General features: G+C 39.3%; 18 protein-coding genes and 2 pseudogenes. 16 read left to right on the forward strand and 4 right to left on the reverse strand.

The features are described 5' to 3' along the window. Nucleotides 1-419 precede the first annotated feature (419 nt). From BDR01S_RS22205 to BDR01S_RS22220, 4 genes are read left to right on the forward strand one after another with little or no spacing between them, the layout of a single operon-like run. Nucleotides 420-1043 (forward strand): YhbD family protein, encoded by a 624-nt coding sequence (locus tag BDR01S_RS22205; protein ID WP_066249635.1) that lies wholly within the window; start codon nucleotides 420-422, stop codon nucleotides 1041-1043. Nucleotides 1044-1057: 14 nt separating this feature from the next. Continuing rightward, nucleotides 1058-1777 (forward strand): polymer-forming cytoskeletal protein, encoded by a 720-nt coding sequence (locus BDR01S_RS22210; RefSeq protein WP_066249638.1) that lies wholly within the window; start codon nucleotides 1058-1060, stop codon nucleotides 1775-1777. 14 nt (nucleotides 1778-1791) lie between these two features. Beyond that, complete coding sequence (locus BDR01S_RS22215; RefSeq protein ID WP_066249642.1) at nucleotides 1792-2502, forward strand: cytoplasmic protein; 711 nt, start codon at nucleotides 1792-1794, stop codon at nucleotides 2500-2502. 12 nt (nucleotides 2503-2514) lie between these two features. Continuing rightward, nucleotides 2515-4029, forward strand: coding sequence for an MDR family MFS transporter (locus BDR01S_RS22220; protein ID WP_066249645.1), 1515 nt, complete (start codon nucleotides 2515-2517; stop codon nucleotides 4027-4029). Between the two features lie 322 nt (nucleotides 4030-4351). On the opposite strand, the gene BDR01S_RS22225 is transcribed toward BDR01S_RS22220, so the two are convergent. After that, complete coding sequence (locus BDR01S_RS22225; protein WP_066249648.1) at nucleotides 4352-4555, reverse strand: YdiK family protein; 204 nt, start codon at nucleotides 4553-4555, stop codon at nucleotides 4352-4354. Next, nucleotides 4552-5274, reverse strand: a complete 723-nt coding sequence (locus tag BDR01S_RS22230) for a CPBP family intramembrane glutamic endopeptidase (protein WP_066249649.1) — start codon at nucleotides 5272-5274, stop codon at nucleotides 4552-4554. The genes BDR01S_RS22225 and BDR01S_RS22230 overlap by 4 nt, the downstream gene beginning before the upstream one ends. A 471-nt stretch (nucleotides 5275-5745) precedes the next feature. On the opposite strand from BDR01S_RS22230, the gene groES reads away from it, so the two are divergent. The 4 genes and pseudogenes from groES (at nucleotide 5746) to BDR01S_RS22245 (ending at nucleotide 9306) form a co-directional block, all read left to right on the forward strand. Continuing rightward, nucleotides 5746-6033 carry a co-chaperone GroES gene (groES, locus tag BDR01S_RS22235; protein ID WP_026565252.1) on the forward strand — a complete coding sequence of 96 codons (288 nt, stop codon included), beginning with the start codon at nucleotides 5746-5748 and terminating at the stop codon, nucleotides 6031-6033. Nucleotides 6034-6087: 54 nt separating this feature from the next. Then, nucleotides 6088-7722: a chaperonin GroEL gene (gene groL / locus BDR01S_RS22240; protein ID WP_066249652.1), complete on the forward strand. Its 1635-nt coding sequence runs from the start codon at nucleotides 6088-6090 to the stop codon at nucleotides 7720-7722. Between the two features lie 380 nt (nucleotides 7723-8102). Next, nucleotides 8103-8245: pseudogene (locus BDR01S_RS25935) on the forward strand (XtrA/YqaO family protein). Beyond that, the gene (locus tag BDR01S_RS22245; protein ID WP_015592132.1) at nucleotides 8242-9306 is read left to right on the forward strand and encodes a GTP pyrophosphokinase; all 1065 of its coding nucleotides are present in this window, start codon (nucleotides 8242-8244) and stop codon (nucleotides 9304-9306) included. The pseudogene BDR01S_RS25935 and the gene BDR01S_RS22245 overlap by 4 nt, the downstream one beginning before the upstream one ends. A 251-nt stretch (nucleotides 9307-9557) precedes the next feature. Here the strand turns inward: BDR01S_RS22245 and BDR01S_RS26760 are convergent. After that, nucleotides 9558-9733: pseudogene (locus tag BDR01S_RS26760) on the reverse strand (site-specific integrase); the annotation flags it as partial. A gap of 486 nt (nucleotides 9734-10219) precedes the next feature. On the opposite strand from BDR01S_RS26760, the gene BDR01S_RS22250 reads away from it, so the two are divergent. The 4 genes from BDR01S_RS22250 to BDR01S_RS22265 all read left to right on the forward strand — a co-directional run bounded on the left by BDR01S_RS22250 (nucleotide 10220) and on the right by BDR01S_RS22265 (nucleotide 15501). Further along, nucleotides 10220-11743 (forward strand): NADH dehydrogenase subunit 5, encoded by a 1524-nt coding sequence (locus tag BDR01S_RS22250; RefSeq protein ID WP_066249657.1) that lies wholly within the window; start codon nucleotides 10220-10222, stop codon nucleotides 11741-11743. Next, complete coding sequence (locus tag BDR01S_RS22255; protein WP_066249658.1) at nucleotides 11740-14352, forward strand: DUF2309 domain-containing protein; 2613 nt, start codon at nucleotides 11740-11742, stop codon at nucleotides 14350-14352. Before BDR01S_RS22250 ends, BDR01S_RS22255 begins: the two co-directional genes overlap by 4 nt. A gap of 189 nt (nucleotides 14353-14541) precedes the next feature. Next, nucleotides 14542-14907, forward strand: coding sequence for a Na-translocating system protein MpsC family protein (locus BDR01S_RS22260; protein WP_066259569.1), 366 nt, complete (start codon nucleotides 14542-14544; stop codon nucleotides 14905-14907). 99 nt (nucleotides 14908-15006) lie between these two features. Then, nucleotides 15007-15501, forward strand: coding sequence for a carbonic anhydrase (locus BDR01S_RS22265; RefSeq protein ID WP_066363337.1), 495 nt, complete (start codon nucleotides 15007-15009; stop codon nucleotides 15499-15501). 207 nt (nucleotides 15502-15708) lie between these two features. On the opposite strand, the gene BDR01S_RS22270 is transcribed toward BDR01S_RS22265, so the two are convergent. Next, nucleotides 15709-16857, reverse strand: a complete 1149-nt coding sequence (locus BDR01S_RS22270; RefSeq protein WP_066249661.1) for an ArgE/DapE family deacylase — start codon at nucleotides 16855-16857, stop codon at nucleotides 15709-15711. A 238-nt stretch (nucleotides 16858-17095) separates the two neighbouring features. Here BDR01S_RS22270 and BDR01S_RS22275 point away from each other — a divergent pair, with 238 nt between their 5' ends. The 4 genes from BDR01S_RS22275 to BDR01S_RS22285 all read left to right on the forward strand — a co-directional run bounded on the left by BDR01S_RS22275 (nucleotide 17096) and on the right by BDR01S_RS22285 (nucleotide 20040). Then, the gene (locus tag BDR01S_RS22275) at nucleotides 17096-17530 is read left to right on the forward strand and encodes an HTH domain-containing protein (protein WP_235846638.1); all 435 of its coding nucleotides are present in this window, start codon (nucleotides 17096-17098) and stop codon (nucleotides 17528-17530) included. A 51-nt stretch (nucleotides 17531-17581) separates the two neighbouring features. Then, nucleotides 17582-18289, forward strand: coding sequence for an SH3 domain-containing protein (locus BDR01S_RS22280; protein WP_066249669.1), 708 nt, complete (start codon nucleotides 17582-17584; stop codon nucleotides 18287-18289). Between the two features lie 89 nt (nucleotides 18290-18378). Beyond that, nucleotides 18379-18504: a hypothetical protein gene (locus BDR01S_RS26555; protein WP_268874706.1), complete on the forward strand. Its 126-nt coding sequence runs from the start codon at nucleotides 18379-18381 to the stop codon at nucleotides 18502-18504. Between the two features lie 357 nt (nucleotides 18505-18861). Then, nucleotides 18862-20040, forward strand: a complete 1179-nt coding sequence (locus BDR01S_RS22285; RefSeq protein WP_066249674.1) for an MFS transporter — start codon at nucleotides 18862-18864, stop codon at nucleotides 20038-20040. The last annotated feature ends 282 nt before the right edge of the window (nucleotides 20041-20322 follow it).

Below are 20322 nucleotides of genomic sequence, written 5' to 3' on the forward strand. Positions count from 1 at the left end.
GGAGATTTTCCGGCTAAATGCAAAATGGAGGTCGTTTCGGGGTATATAAGCGGAGGTTTTTCGGTTATGCAAAGTAAAATCTCCTATTTTCAAATATTTCGAGCCAATAGGCGGAATCTCTCCGTCTATTTAAGCCTTTTTTTATAATAATGACTAATTAAGCGGAATTTTTCCGTCTATTTAGCAGCTCGGATGCATAACCTGATTCCCCAACCGATAAGTGCGGATCCTCTGATCCTAAGATGCGGGGAACAGTAGCTTTTTATCGGCCAGCTTTGCTCCAGAAAACGGAACCCCTTCACAAATAAGTGAAGGGCTCTTTTTTTTGAAGGATAAGTTGAGAAACATAGGAAAGTTTATTTGGGCTTTACATGCGTAACAGTGTTATGTTACATTGTTTTTAGAAAGGGGTTTTTATGATGAGCGAGGAGTTAATCTCAAAGAAAGACCTATTAGAATTAGCTGGAATATCCTATGGACAGCTTTATAGATGGAAACGAAAGGACCTTATACCCGAAGAATGGTTTGTCCGCAAGTCCACCTTTACGGGTCAGGAGACTTTTTTTCCAAAGGAAAAGATCTTAGAAAGAATTGAAAAAATCCAAACGATGAAAGAAAACTTATCCTTAGATGAATTGGCTGACATGTTTTCACCGAATGTAACGAATCTAAATTATACCAAAGATGAATTAATAAAACGTAACATTGTTTCGACAGCCGTTGTCGATTTTTACCTTGAACAGGAAAAAGGCGGTCTTCAATTCAATTTTACAAGAATGCTAGAAGTGTTTGTGTTAGAAAAACTGCTTCAGTCAGGTGAAATTAACCTGGAGGAAGGCAAAATGGTCCTGCAGGTGTTAAAGGATTATGGCGCAGAAATCAAGCAAAAAAGCTGTCAATTAGTGATGACGAGAAAGCTTGGCATGTCATCCTGTTTGTTACTAATTAATTCAGATGAATACCATTTTGAACGGGGAACGAAAGTGGTCGCAACGCTGTCGCTGATGACATGCATGGAAGAAATAAAAGCGAAATTATTATAGAGGAGAATGACAATATGGATACGAAAAGCAGGGGAGACTTGGTTATTAATGGCTTCGGTGCATCCAATGGGGGACAGTTCCGGGTTGTCACTTTAAACGGCAGAGGGACAGTTAATAATGATATAGAATGCGTCGAATTTGATTGTAATGGTTCCGGTACCATGAATGGAAACGTCATTTCTGAAAAGGCAAAAGTGAACGGTCATGCAAGGTTCAGAGGGAATTTCGACAGCCAGACCCTAACGATTGATGGGTCGGCGAGAATCGACAAGAATCTGACCGCAGAAAAATTAAAGGTGTCCGGTAAGGCAAACGTTGGTGGAAGGGTTAAATGTGAGGAAATAAAAATTCAGGGCGCATTTACGGTCGATGAGGATTGTGAAGCGGAAATTTTTAAAGCGGAATCTCAGTTTACAATTGGCGGACTTCTAAATGCAGACCATATTGACATAAAGATGTTTGGAGCGTGTTTTGCAAAAGAAATCGGCGGTCAATCAATTACAGTTAAGGCGAAGGGCTCCTTAGTCGGGAATTTGCTTAAATCCTTCTTTAAACCACAGCTTGAAACAGAATTAATTGAGGGCGACAAAATTGAAATCCAAAATACCATCGCCAAAATCGTCCGTGGGAATCAGGTGAGGATTGGCCCTAATTGTCAGGTCGGTTTGGTGGAATACACAGAGGAATGTTCAATCGATAAAAAGGCCGTTGTAGCTGAGAACAGAAAGGTTTAAAGGAGGATAAGAAAATGAAGCGAAGTGAAAATCTTATTATTAATGGCACAGGGAGTTACCCCGGCGGCCGATACGACAAAGTCAGTATCCGTGGCGAAGGGACAATTGTTAACGATGTGGAAAGCTTGACTTTCCATGTATACGGTACGAGTGAAGCGGTTGAAAATCTCAAAACAGGCTCGGTAAAAATATTTGGCGAGGCAGAGGTCAAAATGAATATGGAGGCCGAGGATACCCTTGTCATGGGATCAATGATGATTGGCGGCAACGCTCATTTGAAGAAAATAAAGATCCTCGGATTGCTGGAAGTGGGCCAAAGGCTTACAGGAGATGAAGCAAACATTAAAGGAAGTATTGCAGTGAATGGCGATGTAGAGTATGACAAGTTCGACTCCAGTGGCGGCTTTGAAATCAAAGGCTTACTAACTGCGGATACGATTAAGGTGGGTCTGCGTTTTGGGCAGAGCTCTGCTGAGGAAATCGGCGGCGGGAAAATAACCGTGAAAAAAAGGAGTAACTCACTCCTGCCGTTTGGAAGAGAGGTAGGATCACTGGTTGCGAAAGTCATCGAAGGGGATGACATCTATCTTGAAAATACCAAGGCTGATATGGTTCGAGGCAATATAGTGAAAATCGGCCCCGGCTGCCAAATCGGTGTGGTGGAGTATAGGGACGATTTCACACAAGACCCAAAGGCGACGATAAAAACGATGACTAAGATATAAAGGAGAAATGTGATGGTCACGAAGGAAAGTAAATTAGGATTAGTGGTTGCGGGGTTATTGCTAGGGATTTTGATGGCCTCCATGGATAATACAATTGTTGTTACTGCGATGGGGACAATTGTTGGTGATCTCGGTGGTCTGGAAAGCTTTGTCTGGGTCGTCTCGGCATACATGGTAGCTGAGATGGCGGGGATGCCGATTTTCGGAAAACTATCTGATATGTACGGCCGAAAAAAATTCTTTATCTTTGGTTTGGTATTATTTATGGTGGGATCGGCCTTATGCGGGACTGCTGAAACAATCACTCAATTAAGCATTTATCGTGCGATTCAGGGGATTGGCGGCGGTGCGCTTGTTCCAATTGCCTTTACGATTATGTTTGACCTGTTTCCGCCTGAAAAGCGAGGAAAAATGGGCGGCTTGTTCGGTGCTGTGTTTGGCTTGTCGAGTATTTTTGGTCCATTGCTTGGTGCGTATATAACAGATTATATCAGCTGGCATTGGATTTTCTATATTAACATGCCGCTTGGAATTCTATCACTTATTTTTATCGCGATCGCTTATAAGGAATCGCCCATTCATAAAAAGCAAATCATTGATTGGTCAGGGGCAGTGACCTTGGTTGGTGCGGTCGTTTGTTTAATGTTTGCACTTGAACTCGGGGGACAAAAGTATGACTGGGACTCCACGGTGATTGTCAGCTTATTTACTGGATTTGCCATTCTGTTTTTGATCTTTTTATTTGTGGAGACAAAAGCAAATGACCCGATAATTTCCTTCGCTATGTTTAGGAACCGCTTGTTCGCAGGAAGTACAATCGTTGGCTTATTTTACGGGGCGGCATTTATGGCTGCTACCGTGTATATCCCCATTTTTGTGCAAGGGGTTTACGGCGGCACTGCCACCAATTCAGGCTTGATTTTATTACCAATGATGCTCGGCTCGGTGATTACCGCACAAGCGGGGGGATTTTTAACGACCAAGATGAGCTACCGTAACATTATGTTTATATCCGGGGTTATTTTGATTGCTGGTTTATTGTTATTAAGCACGATTTCACCGGATACAAAAAGAGCAATGCTGACTCTTTACATGATTATTATTGGATTAGGGGTAGGCTTCTCGTTTTCTGTATTAAGTATGGCTGCGATTCATCCGTTTGGGATGGAGCAAAGGGGCTCTGCGACATCGACGAGTAACTTTATTCGTTCTTTAGGCATGACAATCGGGATTACCATTTTTGGTACGGTCCAGAGAAGTAATTTCAAAGAGGGTCTGGATCATGCCTTTGCAGGAATGGGTGCAATTCCAAACGGGCAGACGCTAGGAGATTCGCGTGCCTTATTATCCGAAGAAGCAAGAAAACTGATCCCTCCACAAATTCTCGATAAAATAACAGACGCACTCTCTAGTTCCATCGTCCACACCTTTACATGGGCACTCGTCCCAGCAGGGCTAGCCTTCCTGTTTATCTTAATCCTGGGGAAAGAACGGATGGTCATAAATAAGGAGCAAGTGTTGAAATAGTTGTTTGAAAAGAGTGGCTGATTCAAAAAGGTGTAAAAATAGCCATTTGAGTCAGTTTTCTTTTGTGAAAAGTAGATTTTTTGGTGATTTGAACTAATTCATGATTAATAGTGCTCGATCGTAGCAGCGAAATAGTTTTCTGTCCTCTATTTTTGATATTTTCAGGGCTGTGAGATATTCTATCAGCGAATTTACATGTTCTATCAGCGGATATGAGGATCCAATCGGCGAATTTGGACTTCCAATCGGCGAATTTCAGCTTCCAATCAGCGAATTAAAAAAAGCTGCCCCAAAAGAGTTATTTTTAGGGCAGCTTCGTCTTTTATTTTTTCTTCAGTTTATCTTTGTATTTAAAGTGAAAGATGATCATTTTTAGGCCGGAGCCAAAATCAAAGGTTGCTAATAAAACGAGGAGGTAACTGAAAAACCCCCAGCCGTTTTTTTGAACATTATCCATGGCAAAGTAAGTAAATAATCCGCCAAGCAAAAAGTAAATAAAACCTGAAAACAAAGGTGAACGTTTCATAAAAATCCTCCGATAAAGTTTTGAACGGCCTGGGCCTCGCGCAGTAGTCTCTCAATATCGTCCTTGTAAACTGACTGGACTAAGACTACCATGGTGTTCATTGCAACATGAGCAAATATAGATACAAAAATCGATTTTGTTTTTACATAAAGAAAGGCGAACGTAAAGCCCATAGCAGAATAAAGAAGAATGTGTTGGAACTCCATATGCGCCGCGGCAAAAATGACCGAACTGATAAGGGCAGAGATGAAGAAATTATAGCGATTATGAAGAGATCCAAAAATAATTTTTCGAAAAACAATTTCTTCTAAAATCGGTCCAATGATGCTCGTGACAATGATTGCCAAAGGAAAGGCCTCGATAATAGTTAGAATTTCCTTTGTGTTTTCAGACCCCGTACCCACCCCTAATAGATGCTCAATGATGGCGGCAGCGTACTGGGCAAATAACGCCAAGAAGATACCGGAAATTGCCCATATCACCGAATTTCCGAAAGACCCCTCCTTTTTTCTGAAGCTGCGGTTGTTCATTTCCTTCCGTAAAATAAAAATAATAATCAAAAGGGCAAGCGTAAAACTTGTTAGCAGCCAGGAAGGAACAGCCAGACTTTGGTTTATTCCAAAATAGTTAAAGCCGTACAAAAATAAAGGTATTCCGATTAGACTGGAAAACTGCATCGCGATATAAACAATAAGGATTATCCAATAGTCCCGTTTCAAATAATCTAGTCTCCTTTGGATGTCATTTTATATTTTTGACGAATAGGTAATTAATAAACATTTACAAAGTACAAAATTGCCTAACCTTTCATATATGCTATTCTTCATTTACTCATAAAATGGGCTTTGTTTCAATTTAGAAAGACTTTTTAAATAAATAGGTATAGAAAATAATGTTTTATACATACTTTATAAGGTTGTCTAAACGAATAATTGTCTAGCTCCAGCGCCTAGGGGCTCGGGTCATAAGCCAAACCGTCAAGAAGGTTAAAGAGCAACCTTCTCGCCGTCTCGTCTAGACTCACGCCCCTGACCAAGGCGCTTCCGCTTTTCGATTTTTTTTTGTAAAAATTTATGCTTCACACTTGCAAAAAAATTTGAGATTCATTATTATAATAATTGTGTTAGCACTCATTAATCGAGAGTGCTAATAAGTCAGAATTACATATATCTTTGAGGAGGTTGTTTGATTTGTTAAGACCATTAGGTGATCGTATTATCATTGAGCTTGTTGAATCAGAAGAAAAAACTGCAAGCGGGATCGTATTACCGGATTCAGCGAAAGAAAAGCCTCAAGAAGGAAAAGTTGTTGCCGTGGGTACTGGCCGCGTACTTGAAAGCGGAGAGCGTGTAGCACTTGAAGTTTCTGTAGGTGATCGTATTATCTTCTCAAAATACGGCGGTACAGAAGTGAAATACCAAGGAACTGAATATTTAATCTTACGCGAATCTGATATTCTTGCAGTCGTTGGCGCTTAAGATATTACTTAAAAATACAAAGATTTGAAAAGATAATGAGGAGGTTTTTATATAATGGCTAAAGAGATTATGTTTAGTGAAGATGCACGCCGCGCAATGCTTCGTGGTGTTGATGCTCTAGCAAATGCAGTAAAAGTTACTCTTGGACCTAAAGGACGCAACGTGGTTCTTGAGAAAAAATTTGGTTCACCACTTATCACTAATGATGGTGTAACGATTGCAAAAGAAATCGAATTAGAAGATGCATTCGAAAACATGGGTGCGAAACTTGTTGCTGAAGTAGCAAGCAAAACAAACGATGTTGCCGGTGACGGTACAACTACTGCAACTGTTCTAGCTCAAGCGATGATTCGTGAAGGCTTAAAGAACGTAACTGCTGGGGCAAACCCAATGGGTATCCGTAAAGGGATTGAAAAAGCAGTTGTAACAGCAGTAGAAGAATTAAAAGCAATTTCTAAACCAATCGAAAACAAAGCTTCTATCGCACAGGTTGCTTCCATCTCTGCAGCTGACGAAGAAGTGGGCCAATTAATTGCTGAAGCAATGGAGCGCGTTGGCAACGACGGCGTTATCACAATTGAAGAATCTAAAGGCTTCACAACTGAATTGGATGTAGTAGAAGGTATGCAGTTCGACCGTGGTTACACTTCTGCTTACATGGTAACTAACACAGATAAAATGGAAGCTGTTTTAGAAAATCCATATATCTTAATTACAGACAAGAAGATTTCTAGCATTCAAGAAATCCTTCCTGTTCTTGAGCAAGTGGTTCAACAAGGCAAGCCGCTATTATTAGTTGCTGAAGATGTTGAAGGTGAAGCACTTTCTACTCTAGTAGTGAACAAACTTCGCGGAACATTCAATGCTGTTGCTGTTAAAGCTCCAGGCTTTGGTGACCGTCGTAAAGCAATGCTAGAAGATATCGCTGCTCTAACTGGCGGGGAAGTAATTACTGAAGAGTTAGGCCGTGAACTTAAAACTACAACGATCAACTCTTTAGGCCGTGCGGCTAAAGTTGTTGTTACTAAAGAAAATACAACGATCGTTGAAGGTGCAGGAGATTCTGCTGAAATCGCAGCTCGTGTAAACCAAATCCGTGTTCAATTAGAAGAAACTACTTCTGAATTTGACCGTGAAAAATTACAAGAGCGCTTAGCTAAATTAGCTGGCGGTGTAGCAGTAATCAAAGTTGGTGCTGCAACTGAAACTGAATTAAAAGAGCGCAAACTTCGTATCGAAGACGCTTTGAACTCAACTCGTGCTGCAGTTGAAGAAGGTATCGTATCCGGTGGTGGTGTAGCCCTTCTTAACGTATACAGCAAAGTGGCTGAAATCGTAGCTGAAGGCGACGTAGCAACTGGTATCAACATCGTATTACGTGCGATGGAAGAGCCTGTACGTACAATCGCTCACAACGCTGGTCTTGAAGGATCTGTTATCGTTGACCGCTTAAAGCGCGAAGAAATCGGTACTGGTTTCAACGCTGCAACCGGCGAATGGGTAAATATGATCCAAGCTGGTATCGTTGACCCAACTAAAGTTACTCGTTATGCATTACAAAATGCTGCATCTGTAGCGGCTATGTTCTTAACAACTGAAGCAGTTGTTGCTGACAAACCAGAACCAGCTGGCTCAGGCATGGGTATGCCTGACATGGGCGGCATGGGTGGAATGGGCGGCATGATGTAAGGCTTTTGAGCCATACATTTGAGAAATAGTTATTGCTATTTTTCACCCATTTTGAGAAGTAGTCATGTAAATAATTTATATCAATAGCAAAAACCACTTCCTATAAAAATTAGGGAGTGGTTTTTTTATGTTATTGAAATATAGGACCATTTTAAAGCGCATAATTCGGTAGAGCATATTCAAGAGAAGACAAGAAGGTAAAACCTTTCTAATTCATATAAAGGCCCATAGCGGATACAGGAGCTAAGAATTCGGCTATTTTCTCCCGTCCTAAATACTTTTTATAAAGGATGTTATTCTCGATATCGTCAACACTAAATTTTTAAAGGTTAATAAAAATAGATAATAATCATAGCATAATGAAGTTGGAGATTGATATAATGGTGCAAAATGGATATTTTTCTGTTGTTGTGTGTAACTGAATGCCAGACTCACCGAACTACCTGTTCACGGAGAGACAAAGATTGTTACGCACCAAGGTAAAGTGAAAAGGGTTAAGTTCGATGAGGGGGAAGAGTTTTGAAAGAAGTAATTTTAAATGAATATGACCAAAAGAAAATAATATACTTGGAATACGAGAAAAAATTGAGAGATTTAATATTTTCCTTGATTAAGGAAAACGGGATTACTATTCATGGTATTGAATCAAGGGTAAAAGACAGGAATAGTTTATCTAAGAAAATTGATAGTAAAGAAGATAAATATACGGGTTTAGATAAAATTACTGATACTCTGGGTCTAAGAGTTATAACATATTTCGAAGATGATGTTGATACAATTGCTAATATTGTTAAAACTCAGTTTCATGTAGACGAAAATAACTCATGTGATAAAAGGAATAAAAATTTCGACTCTTTTGGGTACTCATCACTCCATTATATTATTAAATTAACAGAGCCAAGAGCATCCCTACCTGAGTATTCAAGGTTTAATGAGATTAATTTTGAAATTCAAATTAGATCTATTTTGCAACATGCATGGGCAGAAATTGAACATGATATTGGATATAAGAGTGCAATTGAAATTCCTGTTGATATGAGAAGAAAGTTCTCCAGGATAGCAGGTTTATTGGAATTAGCAGATATCGAATTCATAAGAATAAAAGAAGAAATAAAAAAGTATACAATTGAAGTTAAAGAACAAATTAAATCCCAAAATTTAAATTTATTTATAGATAATATTTCATTAAAGGAATTTCTGCAGGAAGATAAAATAGTTTATGAAATCGAGCAACATTTTATGATTATAACTAAGGCAATTACCGTTGAATATACAGATGAAAGATATATTGCAAAAAGAATTAATCAACTAAGTTTCTTTGGAATTGATACTATCGAAAAATTGAAGGAATCCTTAGAATCAAGAAAAGAAATTATTAAAACTCTTGGAGAAAAGTGGTTGTCAATGCATGAGAAACGATGGGAATCGGTCACGAGTGGAATTTCAATTTTTTATTTATGTTTTGTATTAGCTTGTGAAAAAGAAGATTTACAGTATGTCCAAGAATATTTCAATTTTGGAAAACTTTCAAAAAACCCAGAATTACCCAAAGTGTTATTTGATCTTTATAATAAAATTGTATGAACTTTAATTGTATAAACAAACTAACACGCTAACATTTTGCTAACGCAATTCGATAAAAAACGGTAAATCGACGTTAAAGATGTTACAACCAGTAATATCCAAAACATTGATTTACCGCACTTTTTGCACCTATCGTTAACGATATAACACTCTCACAACTTACCGGCGGCATGATGTAACAACGCCATCAAACCCTTGATATGATTGGGTTTTGGAGTAAGATGAGAGTGGAATGCAAACATTGAGGTAAATTAACGGAGGCTTCTCATAAGTTCAGCGAATTTTTGAGAGGCCTCTTTTTTCATTTCTTGCGTTACGTGGAGATACATATTTTTCGTAATTTGATCGTCAGTATGACCTAAACGATCCATGTTTGTTCGAGAGTGACGCCTGCTTCGGCAAGAAGTGACGTGTTCGTGTGTCTTAAAACATAAATGAGGTCGTAAGTGTAACCAAACGAAAAGACTACGAAAGACTAAGGGTGGTTTTAACACTTGGGAAGATGCTGGGTTACAACTTGACGAAATGTTTGATAAATAGTAACATTACTATCATAAATTAATTGTTTAATTGATTTTCTAAGTAAATAGATAACTTTAGCATAAGGTTAATAATGATCTATTGGCACTATGAAAAAGTAAATCTATTACAAAGAGGAAAACTGTAAATATACTTCCTTATTGGAAAGAAGTAAGATTATATAATTAGGTAGACGATTAAATGGCCTGATTGGGCCCGTTAAAAGTAAACCGACAATTTTCAAAGTTTAATGGTTTTGACCATTATACTTAAAAATTGTCGGTTTTTTTGTTTTTTAAAATAAACAGAAAGGAATGCGGTGTAATGAAGGAAATAGTCAAAATCATCTTTTCGGAATGTTGGTTTCTTCCATCCATTGATGGGGGGAGGTAGAATGTTAATTTCTCTGCCAGAAATATTTTTCGTATTGCTTGCCATATCGGTGCTCAGCGCGCTATTGCTGTTATACCCAAGGGTTCCGCTGTCTTTTGTGCGGTTTCACGTCGGTATCATATTGTTGCCCCCGATTGCTGCCTTGTTGGCCCTTGTTACGACCAAGGAGACCATGATTTATGGCCCTTGGCGGTTTGACTCTTTATCATGGCTGCTGGCATTGTTTGTTCTAACCATTGGTTTTATCGTGCAGCGCTATTCTGTTCGTTACTTACTCGGTGATCATGCCTATCGAAAATATTTTGCCCTGCTAACTATTACTACGACTGTTGATTCAGGTGCCTGGCTGAGTAATGATCTTCGCCTATTGCTGGTTTGCTGGGGATTTACACTCCTGGGACTGACACTGCTTATCAGATTAAAAAAAGAGTGGAGTGTGGCTAGAAACGCAGCTAAGCAATCTGGCCGTCACTTTGCACTAGGCTGGCTTTTCCTCCTCGGAGCTGTCATTTGGGTAACCCAAGTCACAGGGCATTGGCAGCTATCACTCATCCTTACCAAAAGCAGTCTTGCACAGCTTGATTCCTGGGAAAGGACTTGTATTAATCTTCTGCTGATTCTAGCTGTCTTGATTCCAGCAGCACAATGGCCTTTTCAACGCTGGCTGTTAGATTCAGTAGTGGCTCCAACGCCTGTATCCGCGGTAATGCATGCGGGATTAGTGAATGCAGGCGGAATTATCCTGACTCGGTTCTCACCGCTTTTTAGCGGAGATATAGCCCAACTTGTTTTGCTTCTATTGTCCAGTGTTTCCGTCATTATAGGGACCGGAATTATGCTGGTTCACGTTGATTATAAACGGCAGCTGGTCGGTTCCACGATTGCTCAGATGGGGTTCATGTTAATCCAATGTGCATTAGGTGCATATTTGGCAGCCATTATCCACGCTGTCCTACATGGTTTATTCAAATCAACCCTTTTCTTACAGTCTGGCTCTGTGCTTCATCACAACAAGGTGCCTGCCTCTGGGACGCACCAGCCAGCGTCATTATTCTGGACCATCACTGGCGGTATTTTAGGCCTCATGGTCGCACTAGTTATTTGGCTGTCTTCTCCTGGAGAGAGTTATCAATTAATAAGCGCTCTTACGCTAGGATGGTCGGTTTCTTTGGCATGGACTAAGCTCGTGGCTTTTGGATACGGACGTGTTGGGCGTATTGCGGGATTTTCTTTGGTTATTACAGCGACAATTGTATACAGTTTGGTACATGATACTTTTTATGATGTGTTACAGGATTCAATCCCAAAAGGAATTCAAGCACAGGCACCGGCGGCCATTTTGCTCTTGATTATCCTATTGGCCGGTAGTACAGCAGGTGTTTGGCTGGCTCGTCATCGTTCATCAACTGCCTATGCTGTCATTTATCTCTGGCTTGTACGATTAGGTGAGCCTCGAAAGGATTTAGTCGAAAGTCATCCGAAGTATTTGACACAATCATTCTTTAGAGGAGGTCATTTACGATGAATACAACATTAGCAAAAACATTACATTGGGAAAAGCAGCCTGATACCCTGGATATTAATCTGATTGACTTGGTGAAATCAGCCAGCAGTGTCATTGCACCGCTTGGGCCAATTACTACGTTTGCCGCACGCAACCCCTGGGTAGGCTTAGAAGGACAGCCATTTGAAAAAACTGCGCGGTGGCTTAAGAAAACTTGTGATGTAGATATCTACCCCAATGATTCCGTATTTCAGTCTGCACGAAATCGAGGTCAGATTCATCAGGAGTTTTTAGAAAAAGGAATTCAACAGTGGTTAAACTCACAATCTTTGGAGCTGCCGCGTGAGGAAGCAGAGCGATTCTGCCGAATTGCACTTTTGCAAAACCAACCATCTTCCAGCATTTTGGAAGCACCTGAGATAAAAAGCATGGCAAGAAAACTAAACCGTTTTACATCGCAAATGACTGAAAAACATTCGGTTAAAACTTATAGCCAGCGCTTGGAACAGCTGGGAAGGGCGAAGGCAGCCCACGAACTTAACCGCCATATGATCAAGTGGTGTAAATTGTTTTTGAATGAGTCCCAGGCTGTCTGGTCTATGCCCAGTCGAGAAGGGGGTTTCTATCAAGCATGGAGGAAACTAGTCCGGCATGACCCGGCACTTAGCCGTAAGATACGTAAACAACTAAGTGAGCTGCCGGAAGAAGCAGGCGCGGCCTTAATGGAAGTTTTGCTCGAACTCGACATTCCCTTTTTAGAAATTCAAGACTATTTTGAGGCACATTTCCTTGCTTTACCGGGATGGGGTGGCATGATGCTTTGGCGTTCACAGCAATCAATTGAAGAAAGTTCACTGCTTTTTGATTATTTAGCTGTTCGGATTTGTCTTGAATGGGCCTTAGTCAACCCCTCGCTTCCCTTACCTGAAAAAAGAAAAGATAAAGTTCATTTAGAACCATTGATTGCAGTTTGGGCCGAATGGGGAAACCTGCCAATCGATGCTTGGGCACAACTATCTTCTACAGAAATAAAGGCACGTTTGACCCTTGCCTATCGTTTTGATAAGATTCTACGCAATCGGATTTGGCTTGAAGCCTGGGAAAAAACATATGAAGACCAGTTAAAGAAAATGATTACATCCCAACAGCCTACCGGAGCTGCTGAAAGCGTAAAACCTGCACTCGCCCAATTTGTATTTTGTATTGATGTGCGATCAGAGCTTTTTCGCCGAAAACTCGAAATAGCAGGTAATTTTGAGACCTTTGGAACAGCAGGCTTTTTCGGATTACCGATTGAAACCTGCGAGCTTGGCAGTAATCACACACATAACTCTTTACCGGTACTGTTTAAACCGCAATACAAAGTAAAAGAGTTTTCATTGGATTCCGAATCCTATCAACAACGACATCAAGCGGTCCGATCACTAAGTGATACGTTTAAAACAATGAAACATAATTTGGTTTCCAGTATGGTGCTACCGGAGATTAGCGGTCCTTGGCTAAGTCTGCAAATGCTGGCTCGCAGCTTTGTTCCGCGAAATGCAGGACGGACATTAAGCAAACTGTACGAAACATGGCTGCACAAACCATCGACGGACCTCTCGCTTGACCATATGGATACATTGGAAACAGATTTGCCTATTGGGTTTTCGATGAAAGAAAAAGTACACTATGTACGGCAAGCTCTAAAAATGATGGGGCTGACTGATCACTTTGCACCACTAGTGGTTATTTGCGGACATGGTAGTTACAGCACGAACAATCCATATCGTTCTGCACTCGACTGCGGCGCTTGCGGAGGGGCATCAAGTGGGTTTAATGCGAGGGTGCTGGCAGCCTTATGTAATCTTCCAAACGTAAGGAAGAGCCTCGAAACAGAGGGAATTATCATTCCGAAAGATACCGTTTTTGCAGCTGCCGAGCATATTACCACACTTGATGAATTACGTTGGCTTTATGTTCCAGAACTATCAGAAGAAGCTAAAGAATCATTTCTTTGTGTTCAAGCCGCGTTGCCAAAAGTCAGTGAGAAAGCCAATGCTGAGCGGATAGTGCACTTGCCAAATCTCGGAACCCATTTCAAGAATCCGAAGGCTGAAGCGCAGCATATTTCAGAAGATTGGAGTGAGGTCCGTCCGGAATGGGGCTTGGCACGTAACGCTGCGTTTATCATTGGGGAACGTCGGCTGACCCAAGACTGTAATTTAGGAGGAAGAGTTTTCCTCAACAATTATAACTGGAAGAAGGATAAAAACGGTGCTATTCTTGCCAACATTATTTCCGGGCCGGTAACGGTAGCTCAATGGATTAACCTGCAATATTATGCATCTACTGTTGCCCCGCATTATTATGGCAGCGGGAATAAAACAACCCAAACTGTGACAGCCGGTCTCGGGGTCATGCAGGGGAACTCCAGTGACTTATTATCCGGACTTCCCTGGCAGTCTGTTATGAAATCGGATGAAGAGGCATATCATGAGCCACTGCGCTTGCTAGTGGTCATCCAAGCACCGCTGGACTATGTGAAACGGATGCTGGACCACGATCATGCCTTTCACCAAAAAGTAAAAAACGGATGGATTCGGCTTGCGTCCATTGATCCGGAAGGACACTGGGAGAGTTGGTCATAACCTCTTTCCAGGTTTATATATATATGCCTTAGTGTGAAGGCTGCTTTTTTTCCGTTGCTTTTGTAGCAATGATAAAAAGCTTTCCGAACGAAAGGCGTCACATGGGCGGAAAAGATTGTTTTTTAGAATATTATAGGCAATATTTTGCCATCTATAAATGAAATTTTGAAAAAAGGAAAAGGAATCGGTATGGAAAAAACAAAAGGAACAATTGAAGCTGAAATAAGCAAAGCTTTAACACATTGGGAGAAAAATTATCTTGGACGAGGCTCTGTGTCTGTTAAATCGGATATCTTACGGGATATGGTAATTGTAATACTCCACGGTATATTAACTGCTGCTGAATATACTGTATGTCTGGATAAAGAAGGATTGTTATCAGTAAAAGAACATCGCAACAGTTTAGTGGAATCAGGTCTGGATGATTTAAAAGAAATTATCTTAACGATAACAGGGGAAGAAGTAGTAAGTTTTCACACCGATATTAGTACACAAACTGGGGAACGAGTAATGGTCTTTAGGCTATCCAGCGACCTGCAAAGCAAATTATGTTAATAACAGAAGGAAATGTTCGGACTCGCGCATTTTTCATATAAGAAAGAGTCAGGAAACTTTTTTTGGAACAAAATTAAAAACATTTATGGGGTGAATTTGTTGTCTAGAGATGAAAAGAAAAAAGTACTATTTGTGATTGGAATGGAGCAGAAATTAGAACGATTCATTAAAGAAGAAACCAATGCCAATCCGGAAAACACGATCATCTTACAAACATATCAGCCGGTTGTTTCACACCCCTACGACGATTTAATGAGGGACATCATTATTGCTGTGTATCAGGATAATGTTGAGGAAATCGTTGTGGTCTCCACAAATGATTATCAAAAGAATACTGGGGATATACTGAAGAAAATATATAGAAACAAAGAATTACAGGACAAGATTCAAACATTAGATTATCTTTTTAAAAATTGTATGCCCGAATTTCCTGAGGGTAAGGTGAGCGTATGGCTGCAGGGAGGCAAATCTTTAACGGATAGTGTACAAAAAACTGTCAACATCATACGCAATCATCCGCTGCTGCCGTCACATGTTAAGGTCAAAAAATTATACATTGATCAGGGGAATGAAAAGCTATCAGAAATTGTCTAAGAAACTATTGCTTATGTATATAAAATAAAAATTCTTAATTCCTCCGATTATAGGGATTAAGACTTTTTGTTTTGTCGAGCATATTTTGACATTCTTTTCTCCATTCCCCGGAACTAATCAAACGTTTGGTTAGTAAGGAATGATCAGGAAGCGTGTCGAAGCATAAGAGTTTCCCTAAGGCCTCTTTATTGTTTAAAAAATCTCTTTTTACTTCGATAATCCTAAAATTAACTCTTTATAGATATCGAAGAATGCAAAGTAGTAATCTTTGTAGACATATTCATCTGTTTTGTGTGCCATTTTTGTTTCGCCTGGACCAAACATCATAAACGGGAAGTTGTCATCTTTACCTCGTAATAAGTTTGATGCATCCGTCACCCCAGGCGAACCTTTAACAGAAATATCTAAATCTAAATGTTTTTTACCGAGTTCTTTAGCAAGATCAACCATTTTAGACTGTCCTGAAGTGAAAACACTTGGTAATGACATGGTCACTTCAACATTGATATTAGAGCCTTCATTATTGTATTTATTAGCTGTGGTTTTGAATAGGTCAATTACTTCATCGTTATCAAATTCTGGAATCGTCCGCACGTTTATTTCTGCTACAGCTTTATCTGGAACTGAGTTTACTTGGTTTCCTGCATGAAAAATAGTTGTACTCATCACCAATTTACCTAGAACTTCATTTTTACGATCATCTCCATTCAATTTTTCGTCTACTTCTAATAGATATTCCATCAATGGATTAATCGCGTTATAGCCTTGGTCAGGCATAGAACTGTGTGCTGCTACACCAATAGAAGTTACACGCAAGTTAAGGGATCCTTTGTGAGAGTAAATAATCGTATCATGAGAAGGTTCAGCGACCCATAGATAATCTACATCATCCATATAGCCTTCATCGTATAATTTTTCAGAACCTGCTTGACCGACTTCTTCACCAGTCGTTGCCATAAAACGGACAGTACCATTTTTTAGTTCATTATTTTCTTTGAGTTCAATCATCACTAAAGCAAGGTTTACTAAACCTGCTTTCATGTCATTTGTTCCACGTCCGTATAATTTTCCGTCTCTTTCTGTCAATGTGAACGGATCTGAAGTCCACTCGCTTTCATCACCAGGAGAAACGACATCCATATGACCAGAAACGCCAATGACTGGACTCCCGCTTCCAATTTCAGCCACTAAGTTAACACGAGTGTCTGTAACTGGAACAATTTTAGATTCAATGCCGTATTTAGCAAATAAATCTTTCAAGTAATTTGCCACTTCGATTTCGTTTTCATTAATAGACTTGATCGCTATAATGTCAGATAAAATCTTTATCTTTTCTTCTTCTGTAAAATGTTTCATACAAAATCCCTCCAAAGTTTTATCTGTCTACCTCCATGAGAATACAACTGTATTTTACCCAAAAGTCCATAAATAAGTTAGCCACTTAAAATATCCGCTGTCTTCCTTGACTTTTCATATTCTTTTACAACTGCTGTAAGAGGTGTACAATAAATTAAGTCATTCGAACGTGTTCTTGAACAAACTATTAATAACAAATTCGATCAACTCATGGAGAAAGGTAGTAGATAAATAAATGGTGTCGAAACGACAAAAAGACATCGTGTTGTCTTTAATGAAGGAGAAGGAACCTGTTACAGCCGAATGGATGGCAAAAGAACTTGGTGTGAGTGACAGAACCATTCGCACCGAGATCAAAGAACTTCAATCACAATCTTCTTCGTTAGGAATCATTATTGAATCGGTTAGAGGAAAAGGATATCTATTAGATATAAAGGATTATGAATTGTTTGATAGGGAGATTAATCCTAATGCGAATGATGCGATAGATAATAATCAATCTGATTTTTCCGAACAGGCAAATCGGGTTTTGTATATATTAAAACGATTTTTAATAGAAAAGGAACCCTTACATTTGAGAAAAGGGAGGTCTTTCATTTGGTTACTGACTGGTGGGAGGCCTTTTCTTCGACTGATCTGCTCTTGTTTTTGTTCGTATCGCTGGGCGATATAACTTGCAAATATATCAAATAACCTTCATATTTAATAGAAAAGGAGGTCCGATATGCGACGCGATATACAACTGAATGAACAAGCTTTCTCTTCTAAAGAGGTGGGAGAAGAAGTGGGAATTGCAACTCCTACTGTTCGAAAGTATGGCCAAATCTTGGAACGGAATGGATATGAGTTTTTCAAAGATGGCGATCGGCGTATTTTTGTTCAATCTGACGTCGCAGCGCTTATAGCGCTACGCGATACGGACAAGCCCCTTGACGATACAGCTAAAGACCTTGCGTATCAACAAAAGGAAAGATTAGTAGAATTCAATGAAACGGAAATTGCGATACCCGATACATATGAAAATTTACCGCAAGACCCTAATCAATTAAAAGAGATTTTAAAGGTTTTGGTCAATGAACTCGCTGCCACTCGTGAAATAAATGTCCAACTGACAAACGATATGTCTCAGCTTAAACTAACGGTTTCCCGTCTTCAGCAAGATCACCATGTAATAAGTTCCAGTATAGCTAATTCAGCGCAAAAAACTCATGCGAAGATTGAGAAATTAACGGAACAACAAAATAATCATTACGAAACTTTGCTGCAACAGGAAATGCGAAAAAGTGAATTATTACAAAAAGAAATACAAAATATGCGGGACGAACTGGAAAAAGAATGGCGTTCACAAAATGATTTTAATAAACGGTTAGAAGAAGCGATACAAAAGCCTAAAGGAATATGGGGAGAGATTTTCTCCATGTTTCGAAAATAAGGTTAGTAAAAGGATATGAGTTCCTAGATTAGGGCAATCCGTGTATCTTTGTTCACTCTGACAGCGGATCGCTTATATCGTGACCCGATATGGCCAAGAACTTAGATGAAAAAGCTAAAGAACTTGTGTATGAACAAAAAGAAAGATTAGAAGCAACCACGGAAATTGCGATACCTGATACATTTGAAAATCTACCCCTCGACCCCAACAGTTAAAAGAAATCATTATTTTTCAAATTTCAACAAAATTCCCGGGAAATATCTACAAATTATGAGTGAATATCGACAAAAATTGAAGTATTTAAATATACAAGAAAAGTGAAATGCTAATATTTTTCTGACATAAGGGTTAAGTGAAGCTTCTCATTAGTTTGAAACTTGTGAGAAGTTTTTAGCAAAAACGAACACCTGCACACTCGTGACTTCAGTCGTGAGTGTGCGGGTGTTTTTTAGTTTTATAAAGGAGGAATTCCTTCTTTTAAAAGGTTCACATAGTCTCTCCAAGGAGAGGTTAAAATAGTAGAGGACATGAATTTACCAAAAAATTCAAAAGTTTAGTGGAGGTAATTCAGCTTGAATCAAACAAAAGTCAAATTATGGACAGGTCAATATACTTCAATCATTATTTCATCATTAGTTATGTTTGCTGCTTTTTATATGATTACATCAGGATTTCCACTCTATGTATCAACAATAAGTAATAATCCTGCTATAGCTGGAACATTGACGACAACTTTAATGACCGCCTCTCTCATCACACGATTCTTCGCTAGTGTAATTATACAAAAGATAAATATGAAAGTGCTCCTCCTTGTTGCCCTTATTTACTTTATGGCAACCATTGTACTTATCTTTTTTAAAGATTCTATTGGATTTTTAATTTTTATTCGGGCGCTTCAAGGGATAGGATTCTGCCTGCTGACAAATTTACTCTTTACCCTATCTAGCAGTATGGTCCCAAGTTCCCGTTTAGGGGAAGGTCTGGTTTTCTTCGCCATGTCAACCAGCATTGGAACATCACTTGGACCGATGATCGCCATTTCATATTTAGCTAATTATTCTTTCAAATCCATGCTGGTAATTACTCTCTTTCTCATGTTCTTTTCATTCATCTGCAGTCTATTAATAAAAAACGACAGTATTAGAACAACAGCAAGTCAACAAACATCAACTAATGAACCTTTCTACAAATATATGTATGACCGCCGTGTCCTTGTCCCAAGCATTTTGATCGCATTAAATTATTTTGCGATTTCTGGAATTGTAAATTTTATGGGGGCCTTCGGTAAAGAAATAAATCTAGGAGGGAAGATTTCACAGTTTTTTACTGCACAGTTGATAGCAATGGTAATAGTTAGAAGCTTCTCAGGAAGAATTTTCGATAAATACGGTCATAAAATCCTCATTATACCTGGAGCTATTTCAGGAGTATGTGGATTAATTTTATTAAGTTTCGCCAATAGCATTAGTTGGGTTCTGATTTCCGGATGTTTATTTGGGATCGCCTACGCTGTCATACAGCCGATTATCCAAGCATGGGCCTTAACTCTTGTTCCACCAGAGAAAAAAGTAACAGCAAATTCAATGCTCTTAATATTTATGGATCTTGGCATGGCCATTGGATCAGTAGGACTTGGATACCTTGCAAAGTATGTCGGTTATGGAAAAACATTTGGGTATTCATCCATTTCGATGATTGCTATTTTATTGATTTATCTTATTTCGTCTAGGAGGAATGCAAGCGTCAAATAATCCCTACAGGGCTTACTTGTAGGATTGGATTATGGGTTTAGTATTAGTCGGCCGACTTTCTTCTAATGTTGATGTGGATTTAATAAATCGGATTTTATATTGCGAGTGTATACGTAAACGTCAAGTAGCCCCAAATACACGATTTAGATTTGCAAAGAAAGTAAGTTATTATAGATTAATATGGATAAATGAATTCCAATTTTTTCTGTATATATATTATAAGGAATTTTTTCTCTATTGGATTCAATGACTTTATGAAAGGAAAAAGAAAATTGCTTAACG

The sequence above is a fragment of the Neobacillus drentensis NBRC 102427 genome (assembly GCF_001591445.1).
Lineage (GTDB): Bacteria > Bacillota > Bacilli > Bacillales > Cytobacillaceae > Neobacillus > Neobacillus drentensis.

Coding starts and splice junctions, on each gene's coding strand:
- BDR01S_RS22205 (WP_066249635.1), top strand. CDS start 420: ATGAGCGAGGAGTTAATCTCAAAGAAAGACCTATTAGAATTAGCTGGA.
- BDR01S_RS22210 (WP_066249638.1), top strand. CDS start 1,058: ATGGATACGAAAAGCAGGGGAGACTTGGTTATTAATGGCTTCGGTGCA.
- BDR01S_RS22215 (WP_066249642.1), top strand. CDS start 1,792: ATGAAGCGAAGTGAAAATCTTATTATTAATGGCACAGGGAGTTACCCC.
- BDR01S_RS22220 (WP_066249645.1), top strand. CDS start 2,515: ATGGTCACGAAGGAAAGTAAATTAGGATTAGTGGTTGCGGGGTTATTG.
- BDR01S_RS22225 (WP_066249648.1), bottom strand. CDS start 4,555: ATGAAACGTTCACCTTTGTTTTCAGGTTTTATTTACTTTTTGCTTGGC.
- groL (WP_066249652.1), top strand. CDS start 6,088: ATGGCTAAAGAGATTATGTTTAGTGAAGATGCACGCCGCGCAATGCTT.
- BDR01S_RS22250 (WP_066249657.1), top strand. CDS start 10,220: ATGTTAATTTCTCTGCCAGAAATATTTTTCGTATTGCTTGCCATATCG.
- BDR01S_RS22255 (WP_066249658.1), top strand. CDS start 11,740: ATGAATACAACATTAGCAAAAACATTACATTGGGAAAAGCAGCCTGAT.
- BDR01S_RS22260 (WP_066259569.1), top strand. CDS start 14,542: ATGGAAAAAACAAAAGGAACAATTGAAGCTGAAATAAGCAAAGCTTTA.
- BDR01S_RS22270 (WP_066249661.1), bottom strand. CDS start 16,857: ATGAAACATTTTACAGAAGAAGAAAAGATAAAGATTTTATCTGACATT.
- BDR01S_RS22280 (WP_066249669.1), top strand. CDS start 17,582: ATGCGACGCGATATACAACTGAATGAACAAGCTTTCTCTTCTAAAGAG.
- BDR01S_RS26555 (WP_268874706.1), top strand. CDS start 18,379: ATGGCCAAGAACTTAGATGAAAAAGCTAAAGAACTTGTGTATGAACAA.